We start from the raw sequence: 11,445 nt of genomic DNA on the forward strand, positions 1-11,445 counted from the left end.
GGGCAAGCCTCGCTCCTACAAGGTTCGCGTTGAATCACACATTCGTGAACAACCAAACCTGTAGGAGCGAGGCTTGCCCGCGAAGAGGCCCGCCCAAACACCACAAACCTCAGAACCTAACCCTCACTCTCAGTGTGCCGACTACTTACTTCGGCCGGCACATCATCCCCGGCCATGCGCTTGCGGAACAACGCTGCCCGCGCCAGCAGCAACGTGGTCACCGGCACCGTAATTGCCAACAGAATCGGAATCAGCCACGCATGCAGCACCGGCGCGGACTTGAGTGCCGAAAAGTAAATGATCGACGCCAATGCCACACACCATGCACCCAGGGTCGAGGCCAATGCTGGCGGGTGCATGCGCTGGAAGTAATCCTTCATCCGCAGCAACCCGACCGCACCGATCAGCGCAAACAGACTGCTGAGCACCAGCAGGATTGCCACCGCAATTTCGACCCACAACGACAGTTCGCCATTCATTCGATCACCTCGCCACGCAGCAGGAATTTGGCCAGGGCAAACGAGCCGACGAAGCCGAACAGGGCGATCAGCAGCGCCGCCTCAAAGTAGGTGTCACTGGCATAACGAATGCCCAGAGTCAGCATCATTAACATGGCGATGATGTACAGGTAATCCAGCGCCAGAACCCGGTCCTGGGCCGATGGCCCCTTGAACAACCGGATCAGCGTCAGGATCATCGCCAGGGAAAAGATGAACAGGCTTAGCAGGATCGCGTTCGACAGCAAGGCGCTCATTCGAAGATCTCCATCAAGGGGCGCTCGTAGGTCGTCTTGAAGTGCTCGATAAACGACGCTTCGTCATCCAGATCGAAGACGTGCAGCAACAAAATACTGCGGTCCAGCGCCAGTTCCGACCAGACCGTGCCGGGCACCACCGTGCAGATCATCGACAACGCCGCGAGGCCATTGGCGTCGCGCAAGTCCAGCGGCACTTTGATAAATGCCGAGCGCGGTGGACGGTGACCGGCGTTGAGCACGCCCCAGGCCACCGCGAGGTTGGACACCACTACATCGCGACCGACCAGTAGAAACAACCGCACAATCACGCCGGGCCGCCGAATGCGAATCGGCAACGGCCGCAACTTGCGCATCATCAACGGCGCGCAGAACCCGAGCAGTACACCCAGCAGCAGATTGCCGGGGCTCAGTGACAGGTTGAGCAGTAACCACAACAGCCACAGCGCCAGGGACAGCCAGGGTGCAGGGAACAGGCGCTTCATGGTTGCACCTCCGCCATCGCAGCCTTGGCTTCGGGACTTGGAACGGCACGGGTGCCGAGCACTGCCATCACGTATTGCTGCGGATTGTTTAAGGCATCCGCCGCAGCCTGGGTGTAGCGCAGCAGCGGCTCAGCCTTGAAGGTCAGCACGATGCTCAGCCCCAGCAGCGCGATAATCGGCACGCATTCAAAGCGTCGCAGCAGTGGCGATAGCCGTTCTTCCGGGGTCCAGAAACGCTGGATGCCGAGGCGCGAGAAAGCAATCAGCGAGGCCAGCCCGGACAGGATCAGCAATGCCAGCAAGCCCCACGCCGCGTTCGATACCGGCACTTCACCGATGTTGCCAATGCCCAATGGGTTGAGCAGGGCGCTGAGCAGGCCGAGCTTGCCGATGAAGCCGGAGAGCGGCGGCATGCCGATGATCAGCAGCGAGCAGGCAATGAAACTCAAGCCGAGGAACGCCATGGTCCAGGGGATCACCTGGCCGACCACGGCTTTCTGTTCGTCGTCGAGGTTGATGCCTTTGGGCGGCTGCAGGGATTCCATCGGCCGTGGCAGCAGGTCGCCGTCATCGTACAGCGGCATCTCATTGACCGAACGGGAGCGCTCGATCAACTCGGACAACAGGAACAGCGCGCTCAACGCCAGGGTTGAGCTGACCAGATAGAACAGCGCCGCGCCTATCAGGTTCGGCTGGGCGAAACCGATGGCCGACAGCAGAATCCCCGCCGACACCAGAATGCTCAGGCTGGCCAGGCGTTCCAGGCGTTGCGCGGCCAGAATCGCCACGCCAGCGCAGGCGATGGTCGCCATGCCGCCGTAGATCAGCCAGTCGCCGCCGAAGTAAGCGGACGCCCCGGCCTGGCCGGAGAACAGCAGCGTCCACAGCCGCAGCAAGGTGTAGACGCCGACCTTGGTCATGATCGCGAACATCGCCGCCACCGGCGCACTGGCTGCGGAATAGGCTGGTACCAGCCAGAAGTTCAGTGGCCACATCCCGGCCTTCGCCAAAAACGCCACCGCCAGAATTGCCGCGCCGGCATGCAGCAAGCCGCGATCGGCTTCCGGCACCAGCGGGATTTTCAGCGCCAGGTCGGCCATGTTCAGCGTGCCGGTGACGCCGTAGATCAGCGCCGCGCCAATCAGGAACAGCGACGAGGCCAGCAGGTTGATCGAGATGTAATGCAGCCCCGACGACACCCGGGCCCGGCCCGAGCCATGCAGCATCAGGCCATAAGACGCGGCCAGCAGCACTTCGAAGAACACGAACAGGTTGAACAGGTCCGCGGTCAGGAATGCGCCGTACAGGCCCATCATCTGAATCTGGAACAGCGCGTGGAAACTTGAACCGGCACCGTCCCAGCGGGCCATGGCAAACAGCAGGGCGCTGACGCCGATGATCCCGGTCAGGACCAGCATCAATGCAGAGAGGCGATCCACCACTAGCACCAGGCCGAACGGCACTTGCCAGTTGCCCGGCAGGTACACGCCGATGGAGCCCGGTACGCCAGTGGTTTGCGTCCATTGCAGCAACAACACGGAAACCCCCAGGCCCATCAGGCTGGAGAACAGATTGATCTTGGCTTTCAGCGGGCGATGTCTTTCGCCAAGCATCAGCATGATGGCGGCGGTCAGCAGCGGCAGCAGAATCGGTGCGGCGATCAGGTGCGTCATCGCATTCATTCTTTAGGCTCCCGGCCATCCACATGGTCGGTACCGGTCAGGCCCCGGGAGGCCAGCAACACCACCAGAAACAGCGCGGTCATGGCGAAGCTGATGACGATGGCGGTCAGTACGAGTGCTTGCGGCAGCGGGTCGGTGTAATGCAGCAAATCCTGCGGCACGCCGTCCTTGATAATCGGCTCCTTGCCGATGAACAGGCTGCCCATGCTGAAGATGAAAAGATTGACGCCGTAGGACAGCAGGCACAGGCCCATGACCACCTGGAACGTCCGTGGCCGCAGGATCAGCCAGACGCCGGAAGCGGCGAGGACGCCGATGGCGATTGCGATGACTTCTTCCATCAGACGGCTCCTTTGGCGGCAACGGATTTGGGCAGTGCCGCGGATTTAGGCTGCGCCGCAGTTTTGTGGCCCCGGACCGATTGGTGGGCGAGGGCGGTGAGGATCAATAGCGTCGAACCCACCACCACGGCGTACACACCGATGTCGAAGAACAGCGCGCTGGCGATGTGAATGTCGCCCAGCACCGGCAGCTCGAAATGCCAGGTGTGGGTAGTCAGGAATGGATACCCGACCGCCATCGCCCCAAGCCCGGTGACCGTGGCGAACAACAGCCCGGTGCCCATCCAGCGCAGCGGCCGCAGGCTCATTTGCGCCTCGACCCACTGTGTACCAGCGACCATGTATTGGAGGATGAAGGCGACTGACATCACCAGCCCGGCGACAAAACCGCCACCCGGTTGGTTGTGGCCGCGCATGAACAGATAGAACGACACCACCATGGCAATCGGCAGCAACAGGCGCACCAGCACCGCCGGCACCATCATGAAACCGAGGGCGGTGTCGCTGGCCTGGCGCGGGTTGACCAGGTCGGTGACCACGTCGGGCGCGAGCAAACGCTGCTGGGCCGGTAATTGCAGGCTTTCTTTCGGTGGGCGGAAGCGGCGCAGCAGGGCGAACACAGTCAGGGCCACGGCCACCAGCACGGTGATTTCCCCGAGGGTGTCGAAGCCACGGAAGTCCACCAGCATCACGTTGACCACGTTGCTGCCGCCGCCTTCAGGTAGTGCGCGGCTGAGGTAGAACGAAGAAATGTCGTTTGGCGTCTGGCGGGTCAGCATTGCGTAGGCCAGTAACGCCATGCCGCCACCGACCAGGGCCGACAGCAGCAAGTCGCGGATACGACGGATGCGCGCCTTGCGCAGGGTGCTTGGCAGTGGCGACACCTCTTCGATCCGCCGTGGCAGCCAGCGCAGGCCCAGCAGGATCAGCACTGTGGTCACCACTTCGACCACCAGTTGCGTCAAGGCCAGGTCTGGCGCAGAGAACCAGACGAAGGTCACGCAGGTCATCAGCCCACAAACGCTGACCATGGTCAGGGCGGCGAGACGGTGATATTTGGCCTGCCACGCGGCGCCGAGGGCACAGGCAATCGCCAGCAGCCAGAGAATCACGAACACAATCGAACCCGGAATCTTCGGCCGGTCGCCCCAGCTCAGGCTGCTGTGAAGCATCGGGATCAACCCGGCCAGCACGGCAGCAAGGACCATCAGGAACAACTGGGTTTGCAGGCGTTTGGTGCTGATTCGTCGCTCCAGGCGACGGGCCAGACGCATCATGACCACCAGGCTGCGCTCGAACTGGCGCTTGCCGTTGAAGCGGCCAATCAACGGCGGGTACTTGAAGCGGCCACGCTTGAGCTGATTGCGCAGCAACAGATAGAGCACGATACCGCCGGACATGGCGATCAGGCTCATGATCATCGGTGCGTTCCAGCCGTGCCAGATCGCCAGGCTGTATTCAGGCAAGGTGCCGCCAACCACGGGCAGGGCCGCAGCCGCAAGCAACGGGCCGACCACTTGCGACGGGAAAATCCCGACGATCAGGCAGGTGAACACCAGCAACTCCACTGGTGCGCGCATCCAGCGTGGCGGTTCATGCGGGGTGTGCGGCAGGTCGGTGGCGGGCGGGCCGAAGAACACGTCGACGGTAAAGCGCAGGGAGTAGGCAACGCTGAAGGTGCCGGCGATGGTCGCAACGATTGGCAGGGTCATCTCGACCCAGGCTGTGGCGTTGATGAACACGGTTTCGGCGAAGAACATCTCTTTGGAGAGGAAACCGTTGAGCAGCGGCACGCCCGCCATCGAGGCGCTGGCGACCATCGCGAGTGTGGCGGTGAACGGGATCAGCTTGATCAGCCCGCTCAGCTTGCGGATGTCCCGGGTGCCACTTTCGTGGTCGATGATCCCGGCGGCCATGAACAGCGAAGCCTTGAAGGTGGCGTGGTTGAGAATATGGAACACGGCGGCCACCGCTGCCAGCGGACTGTTCAGGCCCAGCAGCAGGGTGATCAGGCCCAGGTGGCTGATGGTCGAGTACGCCAGCAGGCCCTTGAGGTCGTTCTGGAACATCGCGCAGTACGCGCCGAGCAGCAGGGTGCAGGCGCCGGCCCCGCCGACGATGTAGAACCATTCTTCACTGCCGGACAGCGACGGCCAGAGGCGCGCGAGCAGGAATACCCCGGCCTTGACCATGGTCGCCGAGTGCAGATAAGCCGAAACCGGGGTTGGCGCCGCCATCGCGTGGGGCAGCCAGAAGTGGAAGGGGAATTGCGCGCTTTTGCTCAACGCGCCGATCAGGATCAGGGGCAGCAGAATAGGGTAGAGGGCATGTGCGCGAATCAGATCGCCGGCGGCCAGGACCTTGTCCAGGTCATAGCTGCCGACCACATGGCCGAGCAGCATGACCCCCGCCAGCAGGCACAACCCCCCGGCGCCGGTGACCATCAGCGCCATGTAGGCGCCGCGTCGCGCATCGGCGCGGTGATGCCAGTAGCCGATCAACAGGAACGAAAAGAGGCTGGTCAGTTCCCAGAAAAACACGATCTGGATCAGGTTGCCGGAGATCACCAACCCGAGCATGGCGCCCATGAACGCCAGGAAAAACGCGAAGAACCGCGGCACCGGATCGTCCGGCGACATGTAGTAGCGGGCGTACAGCGACACCAGCGTGCCGATGCCCAGCACCAGCAGCGAGAACAGCCAGGCAAACCCGTCCATGCGCAGGACGAAGTTCAAACCGAGGCTCGGCAGCCAGAAAAACTCTTCGCGGATTACGCCGCCATGGGCGATTTGCGGGTACAGGAGGGCGACCTGGATGGTGCCAATCAAGGCAACCAGGCCAGCCAACAGCGATTCGGTGTTACGCGCGTTGTGTGGCAGCAAGGCTGCGACACAGCTGCCGATAAAAGGCAGAAGCAGTAGAACTATCAGGGACATAGGCTTCTAATCTGCGGAAGTTTGTGAAGCATCATACGTGCCAGCTCCCGGATCGCCAAACGCCAACCTGTGGCAGGATCCTACAAGGTAGGCGGGAAAGGTTGGTTTTTCATTGTTTAAAAGCACAAAGATCGCAGCCTTCGGCAGCTCCTACAGAGGTACGCATTCCAATGTAGGAGCTGCCGAAGGCTGCGATCTTTTGATCTTGCTTTTAACGTTCTCCTTCGCGCTCCAATGATCCGTCGACTGCAACCGCCTCTTTACCCTTGGTTTTCAACTCACTGACAATCACCGCCGCCACAATCAACCCCGCCCCGAGCAAGGCAATCGCCGGCAGGCGTTCCCCTGCCAGGCGCCCGGCGATCCCGGCCCACACCGGCTCACCGGCGTAGATCAGCGTCGCCCGGGTTGGCGAAACACTTTTCTGCGCCCAGTTCATCGCCACCTGAATCGCCGCACTGGCCGCGCCCAGCCCCAAAGCGCTGCACAGCAATAACCAGGAGAATTCTGGAATCACCTCGTTAGTCGGCACCACCATAAGAAACGACAGAACCGAGGTGACGCCCAATTGCACGACCGTCACCCGCCGCACATCGACCTGGCCGGCGTAAGTACTGATCAGAATGATCTCGGCGGCAATCGCGATGGCGCTGATCAACGTCGCAATTTCACCCGGGCTAAAATTCAGCGAGGCTCCGGAAGGCCCCGACAACAACATCAACCCGGTAAACGCCAGCATGATCCCGATGCTTGGCATCAATCCCGGACGGCGCCCCAGTACCAGCCATTGCAGCAACGGCACAAACGGCACGTACAACGCGGTAATAAACGCCGACTGACTGCTGGGAATCGTCTGCAAACCCACGGTCTGCAAGCCATACCCGAGCATGATCGCCACGCCGATAAAGGCCCCGGCCTTGAGTTCGAATAAGGTCAGTTCCCGCAGGTGGCGCCAGGAGAACAGGGCGACAATGCACGCCGCCGCGGCAAAGCGCAGGCCAACGAAAAACATCGGCCCGCTGACGGTCATTGCATGTTGCACCAGCAAAAAGGTCCCGCCCCAGACCATCGTGATCAGCACCAGCACGCACTCGGCCTTGCTGAGCCGCGAGAAACGGGAAGAAGCCTGGGGGGAGTTCACTGACGTCATGGCCTTGCGCGCTACCTGAGGCGGACGCACAATGCGCCCGAATGTTGCGCAGTATACTGCCCAACCCCACCGAGTGAGCAATATAGTGCACAAAGATTCTCCCCCTCGGGCTTCGGTCCTCCAGCACGTCAGCCAGAACGTTCGACGTCTGCGCCACGCCGCCGACATGAGCCAGACCGCGCTCGCGGAAAAGTCCGGGGTCAGCCGGCGGATGCTGGTGGCGATCGAGGCCGGCGAGAAAAACGTCAGCCTGACCACCCTCGACCGCGTGGCCGAAGCGCTGGACGTGGCGTTCAGCGATCTGATCCAGGCGCCAGATGTGCGCGATCCGAGCCGCATCAATGAACTGGCCTGGGCCGGGACGATTCCTGGCAGTAAAGCGGTGCTGTTGTCCAAAGCCACTGCCACTCGCGAGGTGGAACAGTGGGAATGGTGCCTGCAACCGGGCGAAATCTACCCGTCGGAACCGGATGCCGATGGCTGGAGCGAACAGATCTACGTGTTCGAAGGCTGCCTGACCCTGATGCTCGGCGACACCCCGCAAAGAATCTCCGCCGGTGAGTTCTTCATGTTCGCCAGTAACCAGCCGCATTCCTATCGCAATGAAGGGGACGTCGCAGCGCGGTTTGTGCGAAATGTGGTGATCTGACTGTTTGCAGGCCAACAGTAGATGAACATTTTGCTGTTTTTAAGCTGTAAGCGTTTCTCTAATGGTTTTGTAATCTACTGAAAAATAACGATTTATTATTCAGGCACGACTCCTGCAAAAGCTCCAGGGTATTCACCCGGAACCACGGAGTCGGCCCATGACAACTTCACCTCCCATTGCCCACGTAATTCGCTCGGACGCCGAGGCCATCGCCGTCGCGCACAAGCTCGCCGTACGCTTCGCCGTTGAGGCCAGCGTCCGTGATCGCGACCGACGCTTGCCGGTGACCGAGCTCGACGAGTTCTCCGCGAGTGGCCTCTGGGGCATCACCGTTCCCAAGGAATACGGTGGCGCCGGGGTGTCCTACGTGACCGTCGCCGAAGTGATCAAGATCATTTCCGCTGCCGATTCGTCCCTCGGCCAGATCCCGCAAAACCACCTCGGCGTGCTCGACATCCTGTTGCAAACCGCCACCGAAGAGCAGAAGCGTTACTACTTCGGCAAAGTCCTGCAGGGTTACCGTTTCGGCAATGCCTTCTCCGAATCCAAAAGCAAAAACGCCGGTGCCTTTGAAACCCGCATTCGCTTCGATCAGGACACCGCGCAAATCGACGGCGAGAAGTTCTACTGCACCGGCGCGTTGTTCGCGCACATCGTGCCGGCGGTGGCGGTCGATCAAGACAACAAGGCTTTTATCGCTTTCATCGAACGAGACAATCCCGGCCTGACAGTGATTGACAGCTGGGACGGTTTCGGCCAGCGCACCACGGCCAGCGGTGGCGTAACCCTCAACGCGGTGAAAGTGCCTTTGAGCGCGGTGATCCCGGCGCACAAGGCTTTTGACGAACCCACCGCCGACGGCCCGATTTCGCAAATCATCCAGGCCGCCGTGGACACCGGTATCGCCGTCGGCGCGCTGGAAGAAACCAAGCGCTACGCCCGCGAATCCCGCCCGTGGATCGACAGCGGTAACGATCACGGCTGGCAGGACCCGTTCAGCATCGCCGCGATTGGCGATCTCGAATGGCGCGTCCATGGCACCGAAGCGATCCTGAAGAAGGCCGGCCTGGCCATCGACGCGGCGTTGCTCAACCCCAATGAAGACACTGTCGCCCATGCCTCCGTGGTGGTGGCCCAGGCCAAAGTCCTGTCCGCCGACATCGCCTTGCTCGCCAGCAGCAAACTCTTCGAACTGGCCGGCACTCGCTCGGTGCTCGGCAAGTACAACCTCGATCGCCACTGGCGCAACGCCCGGACCCACACCTTGCACGACCCGGCGCGCTGGAAATACCACTTGATCGGCAACTACCTGCTCAACGGCGTGAAGCCCGCGCGCCACGCCTGGAACTGAGGAGCCCACCATGAATGCCTTGACCCAACCGATCAGCGCCGAGCAGCCCTTGGCCAAAAGTCAGCACGACTTGCACAACGCCCGCAGCCTGCTGGATGCGACCCTGCGGTTTGTCCGCCAACAGGCGCAAACCACGGCTGATCCTTACGTCATCAGCCGCTTCGGTGATTTGCACATCCGCATCGAAGTTGCTGCCGCGCTGCTGGAGCGTGCCGAAGCCTTCCTCAACAGCCACGAAGACGACACCGAAATCAGCGTCGCCATCGCCGAATCGCACCTGGCCAGCGCTGACGCCTTGAATGCCGTGAGCAACGCCGAATTCGAACTCACCGGCCAACGCACCCCGTTGCACGGTTCCCTGCACGACCCGCTGCGCTGGAAACTCCACCTCATCGGCAACTTCCGCCTCAACGGTATCCATCCCCCTAGCTTCCGCACACTGAAAAAGGGAGCCGTTTGATGGCCCGTGAAATTCGTCTTAATGCTTTCGACATGAACTGCGTCGGCCACCAGTCGCCGGGGTTGTGGGCACATCCACGGGATCGTTCCTGGCAGTACAAGGACCTCGAATACTGGACCGATCTGGCTAAAATCCTCGAGCGCGGCAAGTTCGACGGCTTGTTCATTGCCGACGTGCTTGGCATCTACGACGTCTACAACGGCAACGGTGACGCGGCGATCCGTCAGGCGGCGCAGGTGCCGGTCAACGATCCGCTGCAACTGATCCCGCCGATGGCGCTGGTCACCGAGCACTTGGGGTTTGGCCTGACCGCGTCGCTGTCCTTCGAGCATCCGTATCCATTCGCCCGGCGCCTGTCGACGCTCGATCACCTGACCAAGGGCCGCGCCGGCTGGAACATTGTCACCTCGTATCTGGAGAGCGGCGCAAAGAACCTCGGCCAGAAAAACCAGACCGAACACGACGCCCGTTACGACTTCGCCGAAGAGTATCTGGAGGTTTGCTACAAGCTTTGGGAAGGCAGCTGGGAAGAGGGCGCGATCCTGCGGGATCGTGAGCGGCGAATCTTTAGTGACCCAAGCAAAATCCATGAGATCCAGCACGTCGGCAAACACTTCCAGGTGCCGGGTATTCACCTCTGCGAGCCTTCGCCGCAACGTACGCCAGTGTTGTATCAGGCGGGTGCGTCGAGTCGCGGCAAGCAGTTCGCGGCTGAGCACGCGGAGTGTGTGTTTGTGGCGGCGCCGTCGAAAGTGCTGCTGAAGAAGACCGTTGCGGATATCCGCCGTCGTGCGGCGGAAGCGGGGCGCGATCCGAAGAAGATTCTTATTTTCAACCTGCAAACCGTGATCCTCGGCGAGACCGATGCCAAGGCCAAAGCCAAGTTTGAGGAATACAAAACCTGGGTCAGCTACGAGGGCGCGATGGCGCTGATTTCGGGCTGGACCGGGATTGATTTCAGTCAGTTCAAACCGGACGAACCGCTCAAGCACGTGCACACCAATGCGATTCAATCGGCGGTGGAAGCGTTCTCCACGGCGGACCCGAACAAGGTCTGGACCCCGAATGAATTGGCCGATTGGGTGGGGATTGGCGGATTTGGACCGTTGTTTGTCGGCAGCCCCGAAACCGTCGCGGATCTGTTGCAGGAATGGGTCGAGGAGACGGACGTGGACGGCTTCAACCTGGCGTATGCGCTGACCCACGAAACCTTTATCGACGCCGTGGAGTTGCTGGTGCCGGAGTTGCAGAAGCGCGGCGTGTACAAGACCGAATATGCGCCGGGGACGTTGCGCGAGAAGTTGTTTGGCGAAGGGCCGAGATTGCCCGAAATCCATCCGGGGGCGGGCTACCGGGATTTGGCGGGGTTGCGGCAGCAGGAGAAGAAAGTGGTGTCGGCGTAGACGCCTTCGCGAGCAAGCTCGCTCCCACAATTGGATCGTGGTCGTACGCAAATGCCCGATCCAACAAAGGCCCCTGTGGGAGCGGGCTTGCCCGCGAAGAGGCCGGCACATTCAACATCGATGTCGCCAGACAGACCGCTTTCGCGAGCAAGCCCGCTCCCACAAGGTGGCCGGGTAGTACGCAAATGCCCGATCCAACAAAGGCCCCCTGTGGGAGCGGGCTTGCTCGCGAAA

At 61.4% G+C, this 11,445-nt stretch carries 10 protein-coding genes and 1 pseudogene; 4 read left to right on the top strand and 7 right to left on the bottom strand.

Annotated elements, in window-relative coordinates:
* Positions 1-116 precede the first annotated feature (116 nt).
* The 7 genes and pseudogenes from ACWIKB_RS23135 to ACWIKB_RS23165 form a co-directional block, all read right to left on the bottom strand.
* A complete protein-coding gene (locus ACWIKB_RS23135) occupies positions 117-479 on the bottom strand; it encodes a Na+/H+ antiporter subunit G (RefSeq protein WP_475269592.1) in 363 nt (120 codons plus the stop codon).
* Positions 476-754, bottom strand: a complete 279-nt coding sequence (locus ACWIKB_RS23140) for a K+/H+ antiporter subunit F (RefSeq protein ID WP_054052807.1) — start codon at positions 752-754, stop codon at positions 476-478. Before ACWIKB_RS23140 ends, ACWIKB_RS23135 begins: the two co-directional genes overlap by 4 nt.
* Positions 751-1,239: a Na+/H+ antiporter subunit E gene (locus ACWIKB_RS23145; RefSeq protein ID WP_475269593.1), complete on the bottom strand. Its 489-nt coding sequence runs from the start codon at positions 1,237-1,239 to the stop codon at positions 751-753. The genes ACWIKB_RS23140 and ACWIKB_RS23145 overlap by 4 nt, the downstream gene beginning before the upstream one ends.
* The gene (locus ACWIKB_RS23150) at positions 1,236-2,921 is read right to left on the bottom strand and encodes a monovalent cation/H+ antiporter subunit D (RefSeq protein WP_475269595.1); all 1,686 of its coding nucleotides are present in this window, start codon (positions 2,919-2,921) and stop codon (positions 1,236-1,238) included. Before ACWIKB_RS23150 ends, ACWIKB_RS23145 begins: the two co-directional genes overlap by 4 nt.
* Positions 2,918-3,262, bottom strand: a complete 345-nt coding sequence (locus tag ACWIKB_RS23155) for a Na+/H+ antiporter subunit C (RefSeq protein WP_007986256.1) — start codon at positions 3,260-3,262, stop codon at positions 2,918-2,920. Before ACWIKB_RS23155 ends, ACWIKB_RS23150 begins: the two co-directional genes overlap by 4 nt.
* Positions 3,262-6,198 carry a monovalent cation/H+ antiporter subunit A gene (locus ACWIKB_RS23160; RefSeq protein ID WP_475269596.1) on the bottom strand — a complete coding sequence of 979 codons (2,937 nt, stop codon included), beginning with the start codon at positions 6,196-6,198 and terminating at the stop codon, positions 3,262-3,264. Before ACWIKB_RS23160 ends, ACWIKB_RS23155 begins: the two co-directional genes overlap by 1 nt.
* A gap of 211 nt (positions 6,199-6,409) precedes the next feature.
* A pseudogene (locus ACWIKB_RS23165) lies at positions 6,410-7,439 on the bottom strand (DMT family transporter).
* Here ACWIKB_RS23165 and ACWIKB_RS23170 point away from each other — a divergent pair.
* From ACWIKB_RS23170 to ACWIKB_RS23185, 4 genes are all read left to right on the top strand, one after another.
* Positions 7,434-7,997: a helix-turn-helix domain-containing protein gene (locus ACWIKB_RS23170; protein ID WP_475269597.1), complete on the top strand. Its 564-nt coding sequence runs from the start codon at positions 7,434-7,436 to the stop codon at positions 7,995-7,997. The pseudogene ACWIKB_RS23165 and the gene ACWIKB_RS23170 overlap by 6 nt on opposite strands.
* A 157-nt stretch (positions 7,998-8,154) precedes the next feature.
* On the top strand, positions 8,155-9,348 hold the full coding sequence (locus tag ACWIKB_RS23175; RefSeq protein WP_475269598.1) for an SfnB family sulfur acquisition oxidoreductase: 1,194 nt from the start codon (positions 8,155-8,157) through the stop codon (positions 9,346-9,348).
* A 10-nt stretch (positions 9,349-9,358) separates the two neighbouring features.
* Positions 9,359-9,808 carry an acyl-CoA dehydrogenase gene (locus ACWIKB_RS23180; protein ID WP_475269599.1) on the top strand — a complete coding sequence of 150 codons (450 nt, stop codon included), beginning with the start codon at positions 9,359-9,361 and terminating at the stop codon, positions 9,806-9,808.
* The gene (locus ACWIKB_RS23185) at positions 9,808-11,211 is read left to right on the top strand and encodes an LLM class flavin-dependent oxidoreductase (protein WP_054614411.1); all 1,404 of its coding nucleotides are present in this window, start codon (positions 9,808-9,810) and stop codon (positions 11,209-11,211) included. The genes ACWIKB_RS23180 and ACWIKB_RS23185 overlap by 1 nt, the downstream gene beginning before the upstream one ends.
* Positions 11,212-11,445: the final 234 nt, after the last annotated feature.

The sequence above is a fragment of the Pseudomonas sp. 5Vm1k genome (assembly GCF_056161485.1).